Below are 24,011 nucleotides of genomic sequence, written 5' to 3' on the forward strand. Positions count from 1 at the left end.
AAAGAGGACAAATACCATGATAAACGCCATCGTATATTGAACTTGCATTTGGTTACTAAAGACACAATATGAAGTGATAAAAATATGTAATGTTATGAGAGCAATTTCATATTTATATTTAAAAGTTTTACTTAAAGTTTCCATACGATCTCCTTTAACTGAATATTATGAACAAAGTTTTCAACACCCTATGTAGACTTATGATAACAATGACAGTATACCATATATTTAAAATACTCGATATGAACGATCGAATTCTAAAAGATCCGCATCGATATATTTTTCAATCACATTGGTTTGATTCTTTTGAAACATCTCTGGAAGCTTTCTTTTCTGTAACCAGAAATTCAATGCACATAGTCCGATTCCCTCGACGATTGCTAGAAGAATATTCACCTGCAACACAAAGAATAATATCGCAATCACTACAACTAATAGAAGTCCACTGATAATAAGTAATTTGCGATTGATATTTGCGTATGTTTCTGTTAGAAAATCTGTATATTCACGAACAAACGCTACTACTTCATCACGGAAGGTATAAGGATGCATATCTAAAAACCTAGGTCTTTTCTTCTTTGGCTTTTCGTAACATTCTTTCATCCATAAAATACGCATAGCACAATATCTTGCTGCATTGCGATTGCCTTCACTCTCGTATGTTTTGCCTTCCATATACATGATATTTACATATTCATCGATACTTACTTCAGCTTCACGATTTTCCAATAATGTACGCAATTGTTCTTTCTTGGCATCGGATAAAACTTGTTTTGATGCATCAAAGGAAGCGTAGATTTCTTGTACTTCTTTTCTCCAGTTTAAGCTAACTTCTTCTAATTGTTCATGTTCCATAAAAATACCTCACAAGTAGTGCTATTATAGCATACTTTATGAGGTATCGTATATGTCTTAGAATTGTTTTTTGTTCATTATGTTTAAAGAAATGCGATAAGATACCGCCACAATTGCCAATGTTACCACAACCATTACCGCCACAATACCTAGCGAACCCATGGATTCTACCATTTGATACAAAGAAGTAAAATCAATGTTGAAGTATTTTGCCGCCGTTATCACAAGTGCACCTACCGCAAATGCTCCTGCAATCATACCAATTAGGGCAATTCTTCCTTTCTCTCCACCAAACTTTAGTTGTACTGGCAACATCACGCTTAATAGAATGAAGATGATGAAGATAAAAGCACCTAGCGTAAATCCCCATTGGGACCAATTGATAACAGAAGAGCGTGCCATATATAATCCAGTGGATACAAGAGAAGATAATAACCATCCACTGAATGACAAGATACATCCAAACAAGTATTTCTCACGTACATATAAAGAACGTGTGATAGGAAGTGTAAATAAGAAGGAGTATCCATGATCGAGTTCATCATAAGAAATGGTACTCATAACCAACATGCCTGATACCACGGTCACATAACTCACCATAAAGACATTAGCACCCTCTTGGGTTAAACCAAAGAATACAAACATTGCGAGTACAACGATTAACAATTGTCGATTGGTACGTAATACTTGAAAATCTTTTATGAGTAAACCTTTCATATAGAGTCTCCTTTCACCATCATTAAAATCATTTCATCCATCGTTCCTTTTTCCACAACGATATCTGGGTAATTATCCATAAAGAACTGTTTTTCTTTCGTTAAACAACGATATCCAAATGATTCTTCTTTTACTTTTAGAATATATTGTTTTTCTAATGTTTGAAATTGTTTTTCGCTTACTTTTAAAATTCCATAGTCACTTAAGAGTACATCTGTATCTTCGTGTAGTACAATCTTTCCATTATGAATCATATAGAAGTCATCACATAAGCTTTCTAAATCAGATGAAATATGAGAACTGATCAAGATGGAATGTGTTTCATCTTCCATATACCCTCGTAACATATCTAATAATTCATCACGTGCAATGACATCCAAACCAGCTGTAGGTTCATCTAAAATCAATACTTTCGCATCATGACTCATTGCCACAATCAATTTTAATTTTGCCTTCATCCCTGTAGAGAAATCTTTTATTTTTTTATCCATCGGTATTTGAAAAGTTGCACACTTCTTTAAAAATTCAGTTTCATTAAAGTTCTTATATAAGTTACGTACAATGGATAGAACACCTTTTACATTCAGATATTCTGAAAATCCTGCATCACTTAACACAACGCCTATCTTCATCTTATCTTCTACACTTAATTGATCATGTGCTTTACCAAATAAGGAAATGGTACCTGCATCAATATCAATAAGATTAAGCATCGCTTTAAATGTAGTTGTCTTACCTGCTCCATTTTGACCAACAAGGCCTACAACGCGCCCCTCTTCTATTCGTAAAGTACAATCTAACAAAAATCGATCGTATTGTTTTCTAACATCTTTCATTTCCAGCATCATAAGTTATCCCTCCATAATAAGTGTAATTAAATCTTGAATTTCTTGAAGACTCATTCCACATTGTTTCGCCTTTTGGACGGCCTTTTCCAAATCAGCTTCTACTTCTTTTTTCTGCTCCTCTAACAATAAATCTGCATTTGTATTCGCGATAAAGCTACCTTTCCCATGTATGGTAACGATGAAACCTTCACGTTCAAGATTGTCATAGGCTTTCTTTACTGTCAATGCACTGATTTTAAGATCTTTTGCCAGTGAGCGAACAGATGGGAGCGCTTCTTCAAAGGATGTATCCCCTTTTACAATGGCACTCTTTATTTGATCCATGATTTGTTCATAGATTGGTACCATGGATGCATTACTGATAATTATTTTCATAATCTCCTCCTGCTCTATAAACAGTATATAACAGTATATAACTGTTGTCAACTGTTATATACTGTTTATTTCAAAAAAAATAGAATACGCTTGATATCCTATTTCCATACATTTCTCAAATCATTTACATATGTTGTTTGTTGTTTGGTAAGAAATTTCTTCACAAACAATTTCATAATCGCATGTTTTACTTCTACTTGTTCTTCAAAGATTACTTTGGTTCCCTTATTTGTTTTCTCAAACAAACCTATCCAATGCCCTTTCATATTTTTATTATCAATATCGAAGGCATAACGCTTACCCACTTCAAAAGTAGTAATGGTAAATGTCGTTTCAATATCATCTTTGGATACTTCTATGAAGGTTTTATCATCAAGAATTTTAATTTGAAGGATATCACTTCGCCATTCATACTGCTGTAAATCCGTTATTACGTTCCATACTTCCTCTACACTTTTCTCTATCTCAAATTCTATGGTTGCTGTTGTCATGAACCTCCTCCTCTTTTTAGAAAGTATAGCACACCCGATATGACAACCTGTATCATATCTAAAAAAAAGCTATGAAATCTAGCTTTTTTACTATTTACTTAAAAATCGTTTTACCATGGCAACGGATAATCCCGTCTTTTGATGAATTTCTTGTTCATTCATTCCTTGTTGTTTCATTCGTTTTACCATACAAGACATACTTTCACTTACTTCAATGATGTGTTTATCTGGATCATAGAAACGAATTCCTCTTTGTCCCCAAGAGTGTTCTTGTATCCCATGGATACATTCTACTTGATACTGTTTTATCTTATCCATGATTTCTTCTAAATCATCATGTTCAAAATAAAGTTCTTGTGTATTTCCACCAAACACAACTTCATTTTCTTCTTTTCCTAGAAAATTCATCCAACTATGTAAGATTTGAAAAGAATACCCACCTGTTAACGTAATATTCTCACCAAAATCTTGAATCACTCTTGCGCCTAACAAATTCTTATAAAATGCTTTTGTCTTCTCTAAATCTCTTGATGCCATACATATTCCTTGATATTTCATAAGTACCTCCTTCAGTAAGTAAAGTATACTTTAGAACTTGCGTTCTTCATTGTAAAAAACGGACATAGTTTCTTTGTATTGTTTTGGAGATACACCCAACACACTACTAAAATCATGAATAAAATGCGATTCATCATAATACCCACATGCTTGAGCAACCACTGCCACACTGTCACTTGTTTCTTGAAGGTGTTTTACTGCTTGATTGATACGTTCTACGCGTTGATAGTCCTTTCGACTACACCCAAGTTGCTTTTGGTATAAACGTTGAACATGGCGCTTGCTATACCCCATGCCCTCAATTTTACTTGGCTGTAATACAAAAGCTTTTAGCTTTTTATCTTCTTCTTCATTCTTATGTAATAGTTCTAAAAAGATCTCATCCACTCGTTGTACAAAGGTATGCAAATACGAAGACGTACGATATGCCTCTATCATCTTTGTTTCCACTGTTTCATCCACTTCCTTCAAATCCGCTAATATATTTATATACGCGTTCAAATCATGATGAAACAATGCATAGGCACCCGTTGGGTGAAATTCCACAAAGAAGCGAAAATGAAGATTCGGATTTGCATGTACCTTTACACTTCTTGTAGTAGGTCCCCAAAACATACACTCAAGACCATTCCCACTATCTTGTAAGACCAAACAACCTGCTGCATCTGGAACCAGTGTTAAACTGGCATTTTGTTCAAAACATTGATCTTGCATATATGTATAATGTGCTATACAATCGCTTAATTTTGGATGCGGTTCTATAAATAAATGCGTATCCTTATGTATATCAAATGTAGGATATTTTTTACAATCTACGTTCATATAATTTCTCCAATATATTTGTTTCTAGTATCATATCATACATGAAAATAAAAATTCAATCATATAAAAAAGCGCCGTTAGGCACTTTTTACGTTTTACTCTACTCCAATGATGAAGGAATATACTGGTTGCATACCATTGTTCATTTCTACTTCTACATCGAACTTATCTTCGATATAGGAAGAAATGGCATTCGCTTCCTCTTCATTTACATCTTCACCATAGATTAAGGTTACGATTTCACTTTCTTCATCGACCATTTGATCAATCAATTGTTTTGTCGCTTCCATTTTGTCTGTAATCGAAATTACAATATCTTTTTCTTTGATACCCATATAATCTCCAGCTTTAATCTCCATGCCTTCGAATGTTGTATCTTTGATTGCATACGTAATTTGTCCAGTCTTCACAAGAGATAAGGCATCGTTCATTTCTGAAAGATTCATATCAAAGTCAACATCTGGATTGAAGTTGATACATGCGCATAATCCTTGAGGAATACTTCTACTTGGAATTACATGTACGTTCATATCTTCACATACCGTAGCTGCTTGTTGCGCCGCTAAGATAATATTAGAGTTGTTTGGAAGAATGAAGATGTTTTCTGCATTCACTTCGTTAATGGCTTCTACAAAGTCCTCTGTAGATGGATTCATTGTTTGACCACCACTGATTACATAATCAGCACGTAACTCTGTAAACATATCACGTAAACCATCTCCAGCCGCAACTGTAATGATTGCGTACTTCTGTTTTGGTTTTTCTTCTTTTGGTGCAGCTTCTACACTTGCATTCATCATGATATTCTCATGTTGTTCCTGCATGTTTTCAATCTTTAACTTCACAAATTCACCATAACGTTGTCCTAGATTCAATGCTTCTCCAGGCGTTAATGTATGAACATGTACTTTTACGATATCATCATCTTGAACACATACGATAGAATTACCGATACGTGCCAATGAATTCTTTAATGCTTCTTCTTTAAAGTGTTGCATACCACTGCTTGATAAACGAATGATGAATTCTGTACAATATCCAAATTCTTCACTCTCCATCGCAGCACCAGCAACTTCTTTATTTTCGCTAGCATCTTCTTTTTCAATCACAGTCCCTTTCATAGCAGAAAGGAAACCTTCAAAAATAGTTAATAATCCAGCTCCACCACTATCTACAACGCCTACTTCTTTTAGAACTGGTAGAAGATCTGGTGTACGCTCTAAACTTTCTTTAGATTCTAATACCATCTTTTCCATAACTTCTAAACAAGTGACGTCTTCTTTCCCGCTCGCAAACGCATATGTATAATCTGCTGCTTCACGAACTACGGTAAGAATGGTACCTTCTACAGGACGCATAACTGCCTTATAGGCAACACGTGATCCACTTACCAAAGCATTGGCTAATTGGAAGCCATTGACTTCCTTCATACCATCTACACCTTGATAAAGACCTCTAAAAATCTGAGATGTAATAACCCCAGAGTTTCCTCTAGCTCCCATTAAAAGTCCTTTCGAAAGAACCTTCGCAATTTCACACACATCATCACTATGACATGCAAGTGCATCTTTTACACCTGCACTAAAGGTTAAAGACATGTTTGTCCCCGTATCACCATCTGGTACTGGGAAGACATTCAATGCGTCAATTTCACTGAACTTATTTGACAAGTTGTTGGCACCACTTGCTAACATATCCTTAAACAGTTTTCCACTAATCATATCCATTTTCAATTACACCTACTTAATGACTTTCACATCCTGGACAAACACATTGACTTTGTTGAATTCCAGTTCTAAAGATTTTTCTAACATATATTTTACTCGTTCTTGTACTTCATGAACAACTTCGCTGATTTTAATACCGTGTGAAACAATCACATACAAATCAAGTTCTAAGCCGTCTTCTTCCTGACGTACAACGATACCTTTTGTATAGTTCTCTTTCTTTAATAATTCCGCAATACCATCTTTCACGAATTTCTGAGATGCCATTCCAACAACACCATAGCATTCTGTTACGACTCCACCTGCCAAAGAAGCAATCGCATCCATTGAAATATTTATATTACCATACTGTGTACTTTTAGAGATTGACATAAAATTCCTCCTTATATCTTTTTAATTATACCAAATTACAAAAGGAAATCCAATACTGTGATTATTCTTTTATGGTACAATCCGAAGATTGAATACTTCCCGTATTAATATCAGGCCATAAACATGCATGATCTTTATTCAACTTTACAATGGTTTCTAGATAACTATTTAAAAGTGGAATGGATTCATACGATGTATAAATTACGTTTCCATCTTGCATGACAATCTTTGCCATATGTGCATCATAACTTGTCGCATATGGTACGATTTCTGAAATCATACGTAATATTTCTGGCTTTACTTCATTCTTAGCCCCAAATGCTTTGGCTAATTTCTTTCGTTGTGCATTATCAAATCCATCAATCAAAGGAAAGTTTACGATGGATGACAAATATTCTTGTTCTATTTCTTTCTTAGAACCATCGTTCATCAAAATATAGTTTTTACTATCTTCTATATAATATCCAACAATTGTCTTTTCTTTCACTTGAATAGAAATGACCCCATTTAAATTCTTCTTTACACGAACATCTTCAATGAGTTCATCTTGTTCTAGTTTCCATTCGATATAAAACTTTGGTATTACTATGTATCGGGTATTATAAGAAAGCTGTGCTTTCTTCAATACCGTCTCTTTTGTATAGAATACATTTCCACTTACATCCAATGACTTTACTTTTGATAAATCGCTACTAAAGTATAAAAACCCAAATACAAATAGTATCAACATGGTAAATACTTTAATTTTTCTTCTTTTCTTTTTTCGATTCTTCTTCTTGTTTTGCAGGGCAAGATATTTGGCTTCGACATCATCGTATAGAATATCTTCTATTTCTTCCAATTAAATTGCTCAACTTCCGTTATCAATTCTACATCGAAACACTCTCTTACTTCCTGCTGTATATGTTCTACAAGTTCCTTCACATCACTTGCTCGTGCGTGATCTTCATTCACCACAAAGTTTGCGTGTTTATCAGAAACCATGGCTCCACCAATACGTTTCCCACGATATCCAATCTTCTCAATCAACTCCCATGCCTGATACTTTTCTGGATTACGAAACATACTTCCAGCACATGGTTTATCCAAAGGCTGTGACTCCATACGACGTTTTCTTCTAGAATCCATCAAGTCACGAATTTCTTTTTGATCTCCTTGCTGCAATTGTATACGACACCCAATAATAATCCAATCACGATTGGATTGAAAAATAGAGTGACGATAACTATAGGCAAGTTCCTTCACATCCATAGTCACGATATTTTTATCTTGTACCACATATACTTCTTTTAATATTTTAGACATATCACTCTTATATGCCCCAGCATTCATAAATACAGCTCCACCAATAGTACCAGGAATTCCACTTGCGAATTCCAATCCACTAAATGAGTGTTTCATTGCCTCATGCGCCAATAAAATGATGCTAGCTCCTGCTTGCACCACACATTCCCCACTCTCTTCAAATGTGAAATCTGTAAAATAACGATCTAAGCACAAAATTGCCCCTTCATAATCGTCATCACTACATAAAATATTACTACCCTTACCAAATACACGGCATGGGATATTTTCTTCTTCAAGGATATCCAAAATACGAAGTAAATTCAATTCATTTTTCGGATATATAAAATATTTACATTTTCCACCAATACGAAAGGTTGTTCGTGAACTTAACGGCACATCACATTCAACATCCGCATATGGTTGTAGTCTTTTCTCAATATTCATCAATTCATTTCACCTTTTTCATTTCGTCGCACCAATCTAATATATCTTGGCATGCGTTTGGTTTTCCAAGTTCTAGTGCATGTTGTTTCATTTCACTACGCAATTGTTCATTCGACATAATCATGTCAATCTTTTTCTTTAATGTTTCCGCATTTAAATCTTTTTCTTCAATCATAAATGCAGCTTTTTTATCTACCAATACAGAAGCATTATAAAACTGATGATTATGCGCTACATAAGGACTAGGGATTAAAATACTAGGCGTACCTAGTGCCGTAATCTCTGCTGCAGTGGTTGCTCCAGCACGACAAATAATCAAATCCACATGCGCCATAATATCCAACTGCTTTACATAATCCACAACAATTACATGCTTTGCTGTTACTTGTTTTTTTATATCTTGTAAATTTTGTTTTCCCGTTACAAATAAGATTTGATATTGATCACTTACCTGTGGTAAAACATCTTTCATAATCGCATTGATAGAAGTGGATCCTAAAGAACCCATAACAACTAAAATCAATGGTTTGTCTAACGACAACCCTAACGATTCATAATATTCTTTATCAAACACGCTTTGTACCGCATTACCGGCTCTTGGATTTCCTAATAATCTAGTTTTTTCTCTTCCAAATTCTTCAAAGCATTTTTCATAACAAATCACAATCGCATCCATTTTATCTGCGACCATTTTATTAGAAACACCAACAATGGAATTTTGTTCGTGAATCATTGTAGGTATGTGTTTTGCATGTGCCGCTAACATTACTGGCGCACTTACATAACCACCAAACCCAATCACAATATCTGGTTGAAATTCTTTTACTATAGGCAGTGTTTTACGATATGCATTCATCATCAATAAAATCGCCTTCGCTTTATGAAATACATTTCCAGTCAATCCACATGCATGCAAACCTTTGAATGCATAGCCATGTGCTGGGATTTCACTCGCTTCCATTCGATCATCATTTCCTACAAACAGGATATCAATATTTTTATATCTCTGTTTTGCAGCATCCGCTAAAGCGATAGCTGGGTAGATATGACCACCAGTTCCTCCAGTGACGATCAGCATTTTCATGAAATCACTCCTTAGTGTTTATTATACCATGTTCTCTTTATTTAGAGAATAATTTTTAGGGCTTTTTCAACTCTCGTTGGCGATACTCATCAACAAACCCATAGAACCCATCATAACAATCAAGGAACTTCCTCCATAGGAAATAAATGGCAAGGTGATTCCAGTCACAGGAAATAAACCCACTACAACCCCTAAATTGATCATCACTTGTATCGCAAATAAGGAGGTCAATCCAATCGCTATATAACAAAGATAAGGATCCACACAGCGTTTGGCAATCTTTACACCTTGATAAATGACCATAAGAAATAAAGCGATCAACACCACACATCCGATAAATCCAAATTCTTCCGCAAAGATCGCAAAAATAAAATCGGTTTGTGGTTCTGGTAAATAAAAATGCTTCTGCATACTTTGATCAAAACCTACTCCTAATATCCCCCCTGGTGATATTGCGAATAAGGATTGAATGATTTGAAATCCAGATCCCAAAGGATCTTCCCATGGATTGATAAAAGATGTAATACGAGCCAATCGATATGGCGCTGAAATAATCAATCCCCCAAGGCCAGCTAGTCCCAGCATTCCCACTCGTACAAAATAAGAAATCGGAGAATCCGCCGCCAACACAATGACCACAATCGAACACACCATTACAAGCCCACTACCAAAATCAGGCTGTAACAAAATAAGACCAAACCCTATCATTACCAAAAATGCTGGAAATAACAAATCTTTTCGAAAACTTTTCACACGATATCGTTTTGCAAGATAATCCGAAACATACATAATGATCGCAATCTTAAAAAATTCAGAAGGCTGTACTAAAAAAGAACCAAAGCCAAACCAGCTACGACTCCCATTTCGTGCAACACCCAACCCCGGAATCAACACCAGAATCAACGCAACCACACATAGAATAAAAATCAACTTACAATGTTTTCGTATCTTTAAGAGTGATACCTTACTCGCCACAAACATCACAAACAAACCAATCAACGCAAAGATTGCTTGTCTACTCATAAAATATCTACTATCATCAAATTTTGCGGCTGCCCATACACGTGAACTGCTTCCAACCATGATTATGCCAAGGATCACCAGCAAACAAATAAGAATGCTTAGCATTCTGCATTTCTTTGTAAACAAGCAACTCACCTCACTGTATTGTATGTGTAAACTCTATTCACAAGAACAAAAAAAGAAGCGACTAACGCTTCTTGAAGACGTTGAAAGTACTCATTCATTATCTATAAGCTCTTTCAACCTTTTCTCTAACCTCTTTCTTTAGCAATTGAATATTGTGAAAAAAGAAAATCATTAGATTCGTATATCTTAATAATGAGTTATGATTGTTTTTGATTTTGATCCAAGAATCCCTATAGTGATAACTCAAGCATAGGGAATCCGTACTAATAAAGTCTATAAATTCATCTTCTTTATGTTCATATTTATCCGCAAATTTGTATGCATAATCTTCTTTTAAATGTTGTTCTAGATTTCTTTCTTCATGTAATACATGATCTAAATTACAGGAAAAGTAATACACTTCAATAGGCAGACTATATATATCCGTAGTGGAATTTATTGTGTCTAAATTCCTTGCCTTGTTTTGATTCCTAAAGATTGCATCTTTTCGATTATTTGTATATATACCGTTATCTTCATAGCGAAAATTCATATCTGCACTTGAATAATAAATAAATTGTTCATCAACATAACAACCATCTGTATCTGTTAAGAATATAACTTTTTCAATATTATTTTTCTTAATTCCATGGTTTTTATCTAAGAATGATTTTATGACTTTTGTAATACGCTGTTTCATATTCAAAGATCTCATTTGCACACTATTATCTGCTGAAAGATCATAACGCAACACTTCAAAATGTATCCTTGTTTCATCGATCAACTCCGATAGAATCGGTTCTAATGCTTCTTTATCGCTCAATCCTTCTACTAGAAATAAAAGAACTTTTTTAATCATACAACTCCCCTGCCTTTCGAAAGGCTCTCTTTATTTTATAGTTTTTGGTATCTTCATAAATCGCTTCACTTTGTCCACCTAAAAGCAAATTTGTATAGTAAAAATCACGAGTGTTATTATTTGTTTTAATGCCAGATAATTGTATATAGCGATTATTTGGATTCGTTGTTGTTACAACGATGGACTTATAAGAAAGTTTCTCTAACGCACGTAAATTGTGTGAAGTAAACACAAATTGTCCTTTTGCGGATTCATCGATAATTTCAACAATTTCACCCAAAAGATATTCAAATATCCCAGAATCAAATTCATCAATCATTAAACATATAGAGTGATTATGAAACGCAGCAATCATTGAACTGATTACTGAAATCAATCTTTTGATACCTTCGGATTCATATTTCAAAGGTATAAATTTCTCATTTCTAACACTTACAATTTCAAAGTTAATTCCTTCATTGCCATCTGACAAGAGCTGCTCTTTTTGATTTGCAATTTGCAAATTGAGAGAAGGAACAATCGAATTTAAAACGATATCAATTTGTCTAATTACAATTTCCAAATCTTTGAAAATATCTTTTGGCATTTCATTAGGTTTTAATAAATTCACAGGTATTTTCCCCATCTTCAATGAGTTATCTGAAGTAAGATATAAGTTAATTGGAACAAATGAATTCAAGTTTATGCTTCCGATCACATCATTTTCAATAATGATAAGACTCGTTTCTGCATAGATTGGCAATAACCTAAGAACATCTACAAGCTTCCTATCTTCATCTGTTTCATTCTTATTCATAAGCTGTTCTAATAAAGTTTTTTGATTCCGCTTATGAAAAATGAAAGATGTTCCTTTTTCAATATCTTGAGCTACCCTTAACTCAATCAAGCTTTCCTTTGAAATCTTATTCATTAATTTTTTTAATACAATTTCTTGATTATAACACTCAATCAAAGTAATTTGCGGCTTCCATTTCTTTTCTTGATCTGCGTATTCTTTAGAGACTATTTTCTCTGCGTATACTTGATAAACACCTTCTATTAATGCAATCTTAAAGGTATATATTATCATTTGCTTGTAGTTCTTGGATTGTATAAAAAAATGATAACTAATTTCAGTTTCTTCACATTCATTATTGATAAACTTATCAAAATATTCAGGGAGCTTTCCCCCAATCAAAATATTCTTTAGTAATTTACTTACTTCTAGAATCGTTGTTTTCCCAGAGCCATTTTGTCCATATATACCAAGAACTGATTTTAAATCATCAAACTTTCCTTTTAAGATATTGCCATACTCATTAAAATTCACAGTACCACTTCGCACATTTTTTATGCCTTTGATTTCAATTTGTTCAATTCTAACCATTTCTTCCATAAAAACACCTCTACAGTAATTTTAACAGAATAAAACAGCTTGTCAATATTGATATAAGTAACAAAATGTATCATTTTATAGAAATGTGGTGTTATTTTATCCTTTTTTAATAAAATTTTATAAAAGCAAAAGAAAAGACCCTATAAAACAGAGTCCATAGAATCGGGAATATTTACTTCTCTTTGAATTCCCCTTCTTTTACATTTTCTACTTTTTTCTTACGCAAATTGACCTGTCCTAATACACACGATATATCTACATATAAATCGTATCTTCCTATTGGTTCATCTTGAATCTCACATGAACCCAGTACATTGTCTTTCTTTACCACATAATTCATATCGCTAGGAACGATCAAATCAATGGTTCCCATCACACAGTTCAAATTTACAAACTCCATATTGCGAACATCCGCTTCACTTAAATCAATCCATGATGTCCCCATCATACATTGTACATCTAAGGAATTGATTACACCCGCTGCACGAAAACTACGACTTCCACAAATTACATTCGAATGTATGTTTTTTACATTCTTAGTTTCCATATGTTTACTGTGATTGCTTCTTTCTCGATGTCCATGTCTTCCAAATACCATACGAATACCCAACAAGATAAAAATTAGGGCTACAATCATTCCAAAACTAAGACGGATTCCTAGCCATCCATTGGCTTGTACCAACAAGCCACACCCCACCAACAATAACACGCCATTCCCCATCTGCACACCAGATTCTACCATACTAAAGATTGCTGGAAGAATAAGGAATATTGTCCACCAACCAGGGAAGAAAACAGAAAACTCCCAATACCCCAATTGATCTCCTAAAAACAAAACTCCACCTACTACAAATAAAAATCCAATGATCCTTGATTGATAATTTGATTTCATTAGCTACTCTCCTATTCTTTATTTACCATGTAATCTCCGCTCCACTCAACAAGCTTTGCTTGTAATACATAACGTAAATCGCTTAACTTCCCACTATCTTCATAGCTACAAGTACTTAAGGTAATGATATTATCACCTGCTTGTGCAACAAACGAACTCGCATGATCACTTTGTCCTTTTATCGTATTAATATAGGATAAAAAATCTTCCTCACTTACAAACTGTGTTGTATACGTACTAGAAGAATCTTTTGTTGTATACATACTTAAGACTTCACTTCGATAATTCTTGGTAGGTGTAAAAATATACACATAAGGATGCGCATCGAAGAACTCTTTCTCTTTGAATTTCTCCAATTGTGCAAACATCGTCCCATGCAATACATTGTGTCCATATATAATCGTATTACGATCGCTTAACTCTTTATTCGCACCCGCATCCATAAATATAGCTCCTGAATACAACGGCGTTTTCTCTGCAGTATGCGTTAGATAATAATCATTATCACTTCCCTGTACCATCGCATAAGAAATATTGGTATCAGGTATTAAAATCCATCCTATAATGTCGGGATTTATCTTTTGTAGATTTTCCCAATCCACGCTAAACTTTTCCTTTTCTGGGTTCTTTGGTACTTTTGCGACTTCTTCCATTCGTTCATTTTCACTATCTTGTTGGTAATATTGATAAAAGATCACCCCAAGATTAAATGCCGAATATATGAATACACCCCCAGCTATTACAAGTAGTATATTATAGAATAACTTCTTTCTTTTTTTCTTTTCCATAAGATCCTCCTTGGTGTGCATTTATAGTACCACAAACGCTCTATTTTTTCCATGATATTATTCACACAATATCTATTGACATAGGGTATCCACAGGGGTATATTATATTTAGATGATTATCTAAATATCGGAAAGGATGATGTCATGGGGTTTCAAGATACGTTCAAAGCGTTAGGCGATCCAACACGTCGAGAAATCATCACACTCTTAAAACATGGCAAACTTTCTGCCGGAGATATTGTCTCTCATTTTTCAAGTACCAATGCGACGATATCGCATCACCTATCTGTCTTGAAGAATGCTGATTTGATCTGTGATGAAAAAGTTGGAAAATATATTTACTATGAATTAAACACAAGTGTCATCGATGAGATCCTTGTTTGGATCACTGCACTAAAAGGAGATTAAGGCTATGAAAAAGGCTACCATTGTTTTATGTATTTCGATGCTGGTAATAACAGGAATTGCATTCTTCCTTTTACCAGATAAAATTCCAATGCATTTTAATGCATCAGGAGAAATTGATCGTTATGGAAGTAGTTTTGAAATCTTCTTATTTCCTATACTTGCATTGTTAATTACAGCAAGTTCCATTTTATTCAAAAAAATAGATCCAAAGAGAACGAATTATGATCGCTTCATTAAGACCTTTTGGATGATTTTATTTATCATCAATATGATCATGTTTATTATATTGATCACAGTGATATCAGAGGCTTTATCCCCTGGAAAATTAAACATCAATATGATTATGATTACGATGATGGGGATTGTCTTTATTGTCCTAGGCAATGCCATGCCAAAGATCAAAGCAAATTATTTTATAGGAATACGTACCCCTTGGACCATCGCAAACGAAGATGTTTGGTATAAAACACATCGTTTTGCAGGTAAAATATGGGTAGTGGGAGGCTTTCTTACCTTTTTAGGATTGTTGGTAAGTGATGAAGCCATGATATTCTTCATTGTAGGAATTGCGCTCATTCAAGCGCTTATCCCTACAATATATTCTTATGTATGTTTTAAAAACTTAGAAAAGTAACGTTTGAGAAAGGAAAAACTTATGATTGAAATTAAACATGTGACAAAGATTTATGGAGGGAAACATAAAGCAGTAGATAACATTTCTATGCATATTCCCACAGGAGAAATTATTGGATTCATTGGGCCAAATGGAGCTGGTAAAACAACAACGATTAAAATGATTACTGGGATTTTAAATCCAGATGAAGGACAAATCTTAATCAATGGAAAAGACATCGTAAAAGAACCAATGGAAGCAAAGAAAGAATTTGGTATTGTGCCTGACAACGCAGATATCTTCCTACGTTTAAAAGGAATTGAATATTTGAACTTCATGGCAGATATCTATGAAGTAGATAGTGCCATCCGTAAAACACGCATCGAATCTCTATCTGAAACCTTCGAGATGAAAGAAGCCTTAAATGATAAGATTCTTTCCTATTCTCATGGGATGCGTCAAAAGATTGTGATTATGGGTGTATTGATGAGTGATCCTAATGTATGGATTCTAGATGAACCAATGACTGGATTAGATCCACAATCTGCATTTAAACTAAAAGAAATGATGAAAGAACATGCAAACAAAGGAAACACAGTCTTCTTCTCTACCCATGTATTAGAAGTTGCAGAAAAGCTTTGTGATAAAGTCGTTATCATCAACAAAGGAACCATCCTATACTTTGGTACCTTAGAAGCTTTAAAGGCGGCACATCCAACATGCGATTCCTTAGAAGACGTATTCTTGGAGGTCGTAAACAATGCGTAAATTCCTATCACTGACACGTGTCACCTTAAAGAATACGATGGGCATGATAAGTGATGGTTCTAGCAAGAAAAGTACAACCGTGATTCTCATGGGAATTCTAGGTGTTTCCTTAATTCCTTTAGCCTTTGTTTTCTTCGCGATCTTCAAAGGAGCCTTTGAATCCTTTGCGTTGATGGATCAAGCGGGTACCATATTAGCACTTGCCTTTCATGTCGCATCCTTTATTACCTTCTTCTTCTCCATTTTCTTAATACCAAGTGTATTCTACTTTAGTAAAGATGGAGAAACCCTACTCTCACTTCCAATCAAACCAGAAGCGATTATGGGGAGTAAGTTTATTGTATGTCTTGTGTATGAATATGCCTTTACGTTCTTAGTTCTTCTACCAGCGTTTGTGGCATACTTAACATGTTTTCCATTTCATATCTTATTTGTATTCTTTGCGCTCATCATCTTTATCCTATTGCCGATGTACCCATTGGTAATCTGTTCCATTATATCGATGTTAATTATGCGATTCGTGCCATTCTTTAAAAATCGCGATCGCTTTAATTTAATTGCAGGAATCTTATCCGTTGCGGTAGGGTTAGGATTTAGCTTCTCTATGAACAATATATCAAGTTCTACAGATGCACAAGCTATATTAACCACCATGATGCAAGGAAACAACTCTTTGATTAGTATGTTTGCATATTTATTCCCAGGAGTACCTTTCGCAGCACGTGCTATCATTCAAAATGACATATTACAAATGCTCATTTTCATAGGTATCACCATTGCCTCTTTAGCTGTGTGCCTATTCTTAGGAAAAACATTATACTTTAAAGGATTGATCGGATTTAGTGAAACAAGTTCAAGTCGTAAAAAACTGAGTGTGAACGATATGAACAAATTGAACAAACAAAAAAATCGTATCTTAACTTATACGATGAAAGAATTGAAGTTAATTGTACGTACTCCTATTTATTTAATGAATTGTATCGGAAGTGCTGTTATCTTTACACTTATGATTTTTGTGATTCCTTTAATGGGAGAAGGTTCTATTTCTGTATCGGATATCCCACAGGAATTCCTAGATATGATACCTGATTTTTGGCCATATATGATCATGGTTGGAATTATCTTAGGCATCTTTGTCAGCAACCTTAACCTTATATCTTCTACATCGATATCGCGTGAAGGAACTAACCTTCCATTCATGAAATACATTCCTATGCCTCTAGCACAACAATTGCATGCGAAAGCATTAAGTGGTATCATCGTCTCCATTTGTACCTCTTTAGCAATGCTAATTGCATTCTACTTCGTGTTCCCTATTCTTCCATTTTATTTTGTCTTGTTAATCTTTCTAACAAGCGTAGTAGGCATCATCCTTGGAAACTATATTGGAATCTACATTGATATCTTCCATCCAAAACTTGTTTGGGAACAAGAAGCAGCTGCAGTCAAACAAAACATGGCAGGCTTTATCTCCATGTTAGGTGGTATGGCGATTGCGGTAGGAATGGGTGTTGTCCTCTTCTTTATTCCTCAAGAGTTTATCCTATATGCTTCCCTTGGCATATTGCTTCTCATGATCCTATTTGCTGTGTTATTATACAGAGGAATTGGGAAATTTGCCCAAGCAGCATTTGCGAAATATTAGGAGATTATATGAACAAAAAAATAGTTATATACTTTGGAAGCCAAGAACATAAACGTCCCTTTGTAGAACGTATCCTACAAGATATGAAGATACCCTATGCCATTATCCATGATGAGCAACTGTTAGATACTACAGGCTATCTTATGGAACTAGAAGGATTTCAACCACATGAAGAGGGAGTCATTCCCCATTATGATAGTGACCTCATGATTTTAAATTCCATCGATGATGAAGAAATCAAAACCTTTAACACCTTACTAAAAGCATTTGATTTACAAATGCCACGCAAAGCTATGTTAACCCAACATAACCAACATTGGAAAGTAGCTGATTTGTTACAAGAGATTGAAAAAGAACATCGCTACTTTCAACAAGTAGAACAAATCAAAACTATTCTATCGCATAGTAAGGATCTCATCATAGAAGAATATACCCCTACTACTTGGAACGTCTATGAACAAGCCTTCTACAAAGCATATGACTGCATTAGCAAGGAGTGTACTTCAGAAGAAATGCAAGAGGCATACCAACAATTAACAGATGCCTTACAACAACTTGAAAAAAAGTAACCCTAATACAAAACAGCAGCTCCTACCACAATGGTAAGAACTGCTGTTTTATTTCAAACTAAAATTTTATATGTATCTCTCTTCTAAGACAGTATCCCTATAAATTATTTTCTTAAAGCTTTTTTCTTCTTTACACCATATCCTACTATACTTCCAGATAGAACAATCAATCCAAGAGAAAGCATTGTATTTGATGTATCGCCTGTTTGAGGAGAATTTGGTTTCGATGGTGTTTCTGGTTGTATTTGTCCTGTTGAATTTTCTTTTCCAATTACTCCATAGTAACTAAAGTGATCCGTAATAAACACTAATTTTCCATCAACAAGTTGACTTGGAATAATTGTTACTTTCCCATTATCATCAATATAAACAACCTGTAATTCAGACATTGTTTTCATTTCATCAGTTAATGTCAATCTAATCTTTAATTTCCCATTAGGTTGAATTTCTGCTCCATTTTTTAGAAGTTTAATATCATAAACTCCAGCAATTGTTTTTCCAGCAACAACCTTATTTACATTGTTTTGAAACCCTTTCATTTCTTCTTTAGATTTAGGCGTTACTACTAAGGTAATATCATCTTCAAAAGCAGAGCCATCTTCATATGCAATCTCTATACCTGTTGTTTTATCTACAATAGTAGTTTTAGATGAAAGCTTGTTGATAACTTTATTTACAGTGATTTCTATTGTTTTGCTACCGTTTGTTAATACGATTGTTCCTGTAATAGAACCATCTTTATCATTAGTTGCCTTTGTAATGATTGGTGAACCCGCTTTCCATGAAATCGTTACACCAGTTATAGAAGTAATACTATTCTTAACTGTATCAAGGAAATCTTTATCTGTAGTAGTATTTGACACTTTCATATCTTTGATTGCAGTTTCAACTAATGGTTTCGCCTTAGCTAATTTTTCATCATCAATAACTGAAAGTTTGTTTATAACCTTATTCACTGCTACTTCAACTGTTTTACTACCGCTTGTTAATATAATTGTTCCTGTAATAGAACCTTCTTTATCTTTTGTTGCCTTTGTAATGATTGGTGAACCATCTTCCCATGATGCTGTTACATCATCTACAGAAGAAATTCCAGTTTTTACTTTGTCAAGGATATTTCCTGCAGTTGTATCATTCGTAGCTGAAATATCAGTGATTGCTTTTTCAGCTAATGGTTTCGCTTCCTCTAGTCTGCTTGAGTCTGTCGCTGCAACAAAAGTAAGAGTAACATCCATAGTCATTTTGTCACTTCTTAAACTGAGAGGCTCAGCAAATTCTATGTCATAGTTGTAACTCAATGGAGTATCAAGTGCTGCATCTACAATTGATCCATCATCTGTGAATGTAATACCACTTGCTTTATTCTTATCAAACTTAGTATCGTACGCGCTTAACTTATACCCTTTTGATTTTTCAAAAAGAATAGAGGGTTTTTGATTGCTACAATCTACATCTTCCAAGTTAACATTTTCACTCAAATCTAAGCTTGTAAGTTGATTGCCACTACAATTCAAATTTGTTAAAGCTATATTTTTACTTACATCTAAACTTGATATTTCATTACTATATTTCTTTATGTATTCAAGTGCAGGAGGTATCCGATCTGACGGAAAATTCATAACCATTAAAGAATCTAAATTAACATTCGCACTTACATCCAAACTTGAAAGTTTGCTGTTATAACATGTTAATGAAGTTAATTTTACATTCTTACTTAAATCCACACTACCTAATGGATTAATGGAAATATTTAAACTATCTAAATCTGTATTCTTGGTAACATCCAAACTAGTGAGTAGATTCTCAGAACAATCTAAATTTTCTAAAGCAGGATTATTAGTTACATCTAAACTTGTGAGTTTATTAGCCACACAAATTAATTCCTTCAAATTTGGGTTCTTGGTTACATCTAAACCGTCTAGTAGATTGTCCACACATGTTACCTTAATTAAATCAGTATTCTTAGACAAATCTAAGGATGTGATGTTATTTGATGAACAACCAAGCTCCTTTAACTTAGTATTATTTGTCAAATCCAAACTAGTGAGTTGATTGTTAGCATAATTCAAATCAGTTAAATCAGTGTTCTTAGACAAATTTAAATCTGTGATGTTATTTGATGAACAACCAAGCTCCTTTAACTTAGTATTATTTGTCAAATCCAAACTAGTGAGTTGATTTTCATAACAGTCCAAATCTGTTAAATCAGTACTCTTAGACAATTCTAAATCTTTGATGGTATTTGAGTGACAATCAAGATTTGTTAACTTAGTATTATTTGTCAAATTCAAACTAGTGAGTTGATTCTCAGAACAAGACAAAGCTGTTAACGCCTCATTCTTGCTTAAGTCTAAACTAGTGAGTCCATTATCACTACAAATCAAATCTGTTAAATCAGTATTCTTGCTTAAGTCTAAACTCTCGAGTTTATTGTAATAACAATTTAACTTTATCAAAGATGTATTTTGCCTTAAATCTAAACTTGTAAGTTCATTAACTTGACAATTTAATTCTGTTAAAGCAGTAAAATGCTCTATTCCTGTCAAACTACTTATATTTTTAGCTATTACATCGATACTCGTAACTTTTGCTATTTCATCAATAGAAAGTTTACCATCAGCATTTGTATCTGTGTGTCTTTTTACCCAGTCTCTAAAATTAGCATCCGGAAAGTATGATGCATTGATTTCAACATCGCCTGCTCTAGAACTTGATGTATTTTCATTACTATAGTCATTTTCTTCCGCAAATACATTTGTTGGTATAACGGAAAATGCCATTGTTAATATCATCGTTGATGATAATAGTACTTTACCTACTTTCTTTTTTATTACTTTCATTTCTTTGTTTTCCTCCCTTTTGCTTTCGCAAAATATATTTGTTGTTTTAATTAAATCATTGCCATATTATGTTTAACACTACCTCTCATAATATGTTATTAGAATTCTTCTCTTCATTTAAAATTTTACCAGCCAATACACCTCCCAGAAGAAATGGATTGTAATTAAGTACATACGTATATCTCTCTTCCTTCATTTACCGGATAAGTATACCAAACAATGTGTCGACAATGCGTCGGTAAAAACCCCATTGAATGAATTTTCAATGGGGTTTTATTATTTACTTAAAATTACTTCAAAATCTTCACGGATTAATTCGCTCCAACTAAATTAGAACATATACTCTCCATGAAACGCATTAATTACCTATTGATCTCCTTGTAAGCAATCATAACAATCACTTGTTCAACTAGATAATAGTAACAAGAATACGTAAATTATTACATTCAAATTAGTTTCTTAAAGCTTTTTTCTTCTTTACACCATATCCAATGATACTTCCAGATAAAACAATCAATCCAAGACAAAGCATTGTATTCGTTGTATCTCCTGTTTGAGGAGAAGTAGGTTTTGATGGTGTTTCTGGTTGTATTTGCCCTGTTGAATTTTCTTTTCCAATTACTCCATAGTAACTGAAGTGATCCGTGATAAATACTAATTTCCCATCAATGAGTTGACTTGGAATAATCGTTACCTTCCCATTATCATCAAAATAAACAACCTGTAATTCAGACATTGCTTTCATTTCTTCAGTTAATGATAAACTAATCTTTAATTTCCCATTAGGCTGAATCTCAACTCCATTTTTTAGAAGTTTAATATCATAAACTCCAGCAACCGTTTTTCCAGTAACAACTTTATTTACATTATTTTGCAAATTTTTCATATCTTCTTTAGATTTAGGAGTTACCACTAAGGTAATATCATCGGCGAAAACAGAACCATCTTCATATTCAATCTCCGTACCTGTTGTTTTATCTACAATATTTGTCTTCTCCAATTTAGGCGCAATTTCAAAGCCACATACAGTACATACTTGAGCATTTTCAAACGTTGCTGGAGCACTTGGTGTATGTGTAGATAAATCCAACTTCCCGCCATCCTTAGTAGTACACTCATGCCAATGAGAAGTTACATCTGTAGACCATGTTGTGGAAGCAGTATGTGCATGTATTTTGCTATGAAAATAGAGATTACCTGTTACACCAAGTGCTTTCAAATCTGTTTTTGTCGAAAAAGGTGCACCAGCAAGTAACTTGGCACTACTTTCTTTGTCACCTACATAAACATCGACACTTTTATTAATGGTTGGTTCAATCGTAATAGAAGTTCTAGCACCAAGACTAGCAATAGCACCCGTGGCTGTAACATCGGAATTATCGTTAATTGCAAGTGAAGCATCTACCCAAATACCATAATCAGCGGTAGAATTAACAACTACAGTTGAATTATCTATTTTGATTCCATCTACACCTCTTGCTTGCATACCACAATAATAACTATTTGCATTTACAATACCCCCAGAAAGGACAATGTTTTTACTTGTAAAAATCCCGTTCGCTTTAACAGCGGAGAGTTCTAATTTTCCATTTGAAATAATGACGTCTCCAAGTGGAGAATAAATGGCATCACTATTTAATGAAGTTAAATCAAATGTCCCACCATTGATGATAAGCCCATCATATGTAGCAATACAAACTTCCTTAGTATTGGCTATAAGAGTACCATCGCCCTCTATTGTTAAAGGGTAATTAGCCATATCAATAGCATTAGTGTTAGAATTAGATATATTATTTATACCCTTCAGTACGACTTTTGCGCCAAGAATTCGTGGCATTATGATGGAAGGATTTGTATTCGTATCAAAATTTGCTCCATTCAATGTCAGTGTTTGTGTATTTGAATCAAACATCCATCCTTCGCTGTCCATCGCATCAAACACTCCATCTGATGAAGTGATTTGATTTCCATCTTTATCTAAAATCCAACTTTTATCTTGTAAATCTAGCAGAGAAGTACGCTTTGAAATTGATTTTACTTGGGGTGTACTTATTGATCGAGTAATCTCTTTTTCTTTTTTAATTTCAGAGTCAGCATTTACATTTGTTTCACTCTCAATCATATTTCTTTCGTCTTTTATATAACCACAATTGTCATCATGATTACAAATATACCCATTTTCATCTTTTGAAGAACAGTCATAAGTTCCATCCTCTCTCCAATGAGAACAATGATCAGATTCCTGTGCCAATATATTGGTTGGCACAATAGAAAATGCCATTGTTAATGTCATTGTTGAAGATAATAATACTTTCCCTACTTTCTTTTTAATTTCTTTCATTTTTTTCTCCTCTTTTGCTTTCGCAAAATATATTCGGTGCTTTAATTGAACCATTGACATACTATTTTCAACTTCACTTCCTCTCATGATATGTTATTAGACTTCTTCTTTTCATTTTAAATCCCACTAACTAACACATCCCACTTAAGCAAATGAATCGAAATCATACACATACCTCATCATAGTATATCCCTTTTCTTTACTT

Annotated in this window: 24 protein-coding genes; 5 read left to right on the plus strand and 19 right to left on the minus strand. The window is 34.0% G+C overall.

The window, feature by feature from the left end; genetic code table 11:
* Nucleotides 1-228 precede the first annotated feature (228 nt).
* From ACWG42_RS03255 to srtB, 17 genes are all read right to left on the minus strand, one after another.
* Nucleotides 229-855 carry a hypothetical protein gene (locus ACWG42_RS03255; RefSeq protein ID WP_455790078.1) on the minus strand — a complete coding sequence of 209 codons (627 nt, stop codon included), beginning with the start codon at nt 853-855 and terminating at the stop codon, nt 229-231.
* Nucleotides 856-912: 57 nt separating this feature from the next.
* Nucleotides 913-1,572: an ABC-2 transporter permease gene (locus tag ACWG42_RS03260; protein WP_455790079.1), complete on the minus strand. Its 660-nt coding sequence runs from the start codon at nt 1,570-1,572 to the stop codon at nt 913-915.
* Entirely contained in the window at nt 1,569-2,420 is an 852-nt protein-coding gene (locus ACWG42_RS03265) for an ATP-binding cassette domain-containing protein (RefSeq protein ID WP_455790080.1), read from the minus strand. Before ACWG42_RS03265 ends, ACWG42_RS03260 begins: the two co-directional genes overlap by 4 nt.
* A 3-nt stretch (nt 2,421-2,423) precedes the next feature.
* Nucleotides 2,424-2,795, minus strand: a complete 372-nt coding sequence (locus tag ACWG42_RS03270; protein ID WP_455790081.1) for a GntR family transcriptional regulator — start codon at nt 2,793-2,795, stop codon at nt 2,424-2,426.
* Nucleotides 2,796-2,893: 98 nt separating this feature from the next.
* Nucleotides 2,894-3,286: an SRPBCC family protein gene (locus ACWG42_RS03275; RefSeq protein WP_455790082.1), complete on the minus strand. Its 393-nt coding sequence runs from the start codon at nt 3,284-3,286 to the stop codon at nt 2,894-2,896.
* Between the two features lie 90 nt (nt 3,287-3,376).
* Nucleotides 3,377-3,844, minus strand: coding sequence for a VOC family protein (locus ACWG42_RS03280; protein ID WP_455790083.1), 468 nt, complete (start codon nt 3,842-3,844; stop codon nt 3,377-3,379).
* A 30-nt stretch (nt 3,845-3,874) separates the two neighbouring features.
* Nucleotides 3,875-4,666, minus strand: coding sequence for a helix-turn-helix domain-containing protein (locus tag ACWG42_RS03285; RefSeq protein WP_455790084.1), 792 nt, complete (start codon nt 4,664-4,666; stop codon nt 3,875-3,877).
* Nucleotides 4,667-4,761: 95 nt separating this feature from the next.
* Nucleotides 4,762-6,393 (minus strand): DAK2 domain-containing protein, encoded by a 1,632-nt coding sequence (locus tag ACWG42_RS03290; RefSeq protein WP_455790085.1) that lies wholly within the window; start codon nt 6,391-6,393, stop codon nt 4,762-4,764.
* A gap of 12 nt (nt 6,394-6,405) precedes the next feature.
* On the minus strand, nt 6,406-6,765 hold the full coding sequence (locus ACWG42_RS03295; protein WP_455790086.1) for an Asp23/Gls24 family envelope stress response protein: 360 nt from the start codon (nt 6,763-6,765) through the stop codon (nt 6,406-6,408).
* A 61-nt stretch (nt 6,766-6,826) separates the two neighbouring features.
* The gene (locus ACWG42_RS03300) at nt 6,827-7,606 is read right to left on the minus strand and encodes a cell division protein FtsQ/DivIB (RefSeq protein WP_455790087.1); all 780 of its coding nucleotides are present in this window, start codon (nt 7,604-7,606) and stop codon (nt 6,827-6,829) included.
* Nucleotides 7,594-8,496, minus strand: a complete 903-nt coding sequence (gene murB, locus ACWG42_RS03305; RefSeq protein ID WP_455790088.1) for a UDP-N-acetylmuramate dehydrogenase — start codon at nt 8,494-8,496, stop codon at nt 7,594-7,596. The genes ACWG42_RS03300 and murB overlap by 13 nt, the downstream gene beginning before the upstream one ends.
* A 4-nt stretch (nt 8,497-8,500) precedes the next feature.
* On the minus strand, nt 8,501-9,580 hold the full coding sequence (murG, locus tag ACWG42_RS03310) for an undecaprenyldiphospho-muramoylpentapeptide beta-N-acetylglucosaminyltransferase (RefSeq protein ID WP_455790089.1): 1,080 nt from the start codon (nt 9,578-9,580) through the stop codon (nt 8,501-8,503).
* 66 nt (nt 9,581-9,646) lie between these two features.
* The gene (gene ftsW, locus ACWG42_RS03315; RefSeq protein WP_455790090.1) at nt 9,647-10,729 is read right to left on the minus strand and encodes a putative lipid II flippase FtsW; all 1,083 of its coding nucleotides are present in this window, start codon (nt 10,727-10,729) and stop codon (nt 9,647-9,649) included.
* Between the two features lie 97 nt (nt 10,730-10,826).
* A complete protein-coding gene (locus ACWG42_RS03320) occupies nt 10,827-11,567 on the minus strand; it encodes a hypothetical protein (RefSeq protein WP_455790091.1) in 741 nt (246 codons plus the stop codon).
* Complete coding sequence (locus ACWG42_RS03325; protein WP_455790092.1) at nt 11,560-12,942, minus strand: hypothetical protein; 1,383 nt, start codon at nt 12,940-12,942, stop codon at nt 11,560-11,562. Before ACWG42_RS03325 ends, ACWG42_RS03320 begins: the two co-directional genes overlap by 8 nt.
* Before the next feature lie 172 nt (nt 12,943-13,114).
* Complete coding sequence (locus ACWG42_RS03330) at nt 13,115-13,834, minus strand: LiaF transmembrane domain-containing protein (RefSeq protein WP_455790093.1); 720 nt, start codon at nt 13,832-13,834, stop codon at nt 13,115-13,117.
* A gap of 11 nt (nt 13,835-13,845) precedes the next feature.
* Nucleotides 13,846-14,622, minus strand: a complete 777-nt coding sequence (gene srtB / locus ACWG42_RS03335) for a class B sortase (RefSeq protein ID WP_455790094.1) — start codon at nt 14,620-14,622, stop codon at nt 13,846-13,848.
* Nucleotides 14,623-14,766: 144 nt separating this feature from the next.
* Between srtB and ACWG42_RS03340 the strand changes: the two genes are divergently transcribed.
* Genes ACWG42_RS03340 through ACWG42_RS03360 form a run of 5 tightly spaced genes read left to right on the plus strand, consistent with a single transcriptional unit; the run spans nt 14,767 to nt 18,625 of the window.
* Nucleotides 14,767-15,030, plus strand: a complete 264-nt coding sequence (locus tag ACWG42_RS03340; protein ID WP_455790095.1) for an autorepressor SdpR family transcription factor — start codon at nt 14,767-14,769, stop codon at nt 15,028-15,030.
* A gap of 4 nt (nt 15,031-15,034) precedes the next feature.
* Nucleotides 15,035-15,664, plus strand: coding sequence for an SdpI family protein (locus ACWG42_RS03345; protein ID WP_455790096.1), 630 nt, complete (start codon nt 15,035-15,037; stop codon nt 15,662-15,664).
* 21 nt (nt 15,665-15,685) lie between these two features.
* Entirely contained in the window at nt 15,686-16,411 is a 726-nt protein-coding gene (locus ACWG42_RS03350) for an ABC transporter ATP-binding protein (protein ID WP_455790097.1), read from the plus strand.
* Entirely contained in the window at nt 16,404-18,056 is a 1,653-nt protein-coding gene (locus ACWG42_RS03355; RefSeq protein ID WP_455790098.1) for a putative ABC transporter permease subunit, read from the plus strand. Before ACWG42_RS03350 ends, ACWG42_RS03355 begins: the two co-directional genes overlap by 8 nt.
* A gap of 8 nt (nt 18,057-18,064) precedes the next feature.
* On the plus strand, nt 18,065-18,625 hold the full coding sequence (locus tag ACWG42_RS03360; RefSeq protein ID WP_455790099.1) for a DUF3783 domain-containing protein: 561 nt from the start codon (nt 18,065-18,067) through the stop codon (nt 18,623-18,625).
* A 104-nt stretch (nt 18,626-18,729) separates the two neighbouring features.
* On the opposite strand, the gene ACWG42_RS03365 is transcribed toward ACWG42_RS03360, so the two are convergent.
* Nucleotides 18,730-21,465 carry a leucine-rich repeat domain-containing protein gene (locus tag ACWG42_RS03365; RefSeq protein ID WP_455790100.1) on the minus strand — a complete coding sequence of 912 codons (2,736 nt, stop codon included), beginning with the start codon at nt 21,463-21,465 and terminating at the stop codon, nt 18,730-18,732.
* A 451-nt stretch (nt 21,466-21,916) separates the two neighbouring features.
* Complete coding sequence (locus tag ACWG42_RS03370) at nt 21,917-23,806, minus strand: hypothetical protein (protein ID WP_455790101.1); 1,890 nt, start codon at nt 23,804-23,806, stop codon at nt 21,917-21,919.
* Between the last annotated feature and the right edge of the window lie 205 nt (nt 23,807-24,011).

Source organism: Amedibacillus sp. YH-ame10, assembly GCF_053848885.1.